General features: G+C 66.0%; 1 protein-coding gene. It reads left to right on the top strand.

Annotation, left to right across the window (positions count from 1 at the left end; genetic code table 11):
- The coding region (locus tag AC1DU6_RS32765) for a UvrB/UvrC motif-containing protein (protein WP_477862445.1) at positions 1-1,000 on the top strand (1,000 nt) is incomplete at both ends.

Below are 1,000 nucleotides of genomic sequence, written 5' to 3'. Positions count from 1 at the left end.
AAACCACGGTGGTGCGCACCGAGGCCGAGGCGCTGCTGCTCGAGAACAACCTGATCAAGACGTTGAACCCGCGCTTCAACATCGTGTTCCGGGATGACAAGAGCTACCCCTATCTGAAGATCACCTCGCACGCCTGGCCGCGCATGGCCTACTACCGCGGTGCGGTGGACAAGCGGCACAAATACTTTGGCCCCTTCCCGAGCGCCTGGGCGGTGAAGGAGTCCATCCAGCTGATGCAGAAGGTCTTCAAGCTGCGCACTTGCGAGGACAGCGTCTTCAACAACCGCAGCCGGCCTTGCCTGCTGCACCAGATCAAGCGCTGCTCGGGCCCTTGCGTGCCGGCCGGGCAGACGCCCGAGTACGCGCGTGATGTGGATAGCGCCGAGCGCTTCCTGCGCGGCGAGACCAACGAGGTGATGGCAGCGCTGCAGGAGCAGATGGGCGCCTATGCCGAGCGCTTCGAGTACGAGCTGGCGGCCGAGGTGCGCAACCAGATCCAGGCGCTGTCCAAGGTGCTGCAGCAGCAGGTCATCGAGGAMAGCAGCGCCACGGGCCGCGACCGTGATGTCGACGTGCTGGCCGTCAAGGTGCAGGGCGGCAAGGCTTGCGTGAATCTCGCCATGGTGCGCGGTGGACGGCATCTGGGTGACCGCGCCTTCTTCCCCAAGCATGTCGATGACGCGACTGCCGTTCAGCTCAACGATGAAGAAATGCTGTCGCCTGAGCGGCAAGTGCTCGAGGCCTTCATGGCCCAGCACTACCTGGCCTCGCCGGCTCCCGGGTTGATCGTCGTCAGCGAGATGGTGGATGCGGGGCTGGCCGAAGCCCTCGGCATCCAGACTGGCAGCCGCGTGACTGTGCAGGCCCAGCCGCGCGGGCAGCGGCGCATCTGGCTGGAGATGTGCGTCAAGGGCGCGGAGCTGGCACTGGCACGGCTGCTGGCGGAGGAAGGCTCCCAGCATGCGCGCACGCGGGCCCTGGTCGACGCGCTGGATCTGTC

The organism is Roseateles sp. P5_B10 (assembly GCF_056400485.1).
Note: the sequence above shows the minus strand (reverse complement) of the source record. Positions and strands in the feature narration are given on the sequence as shown.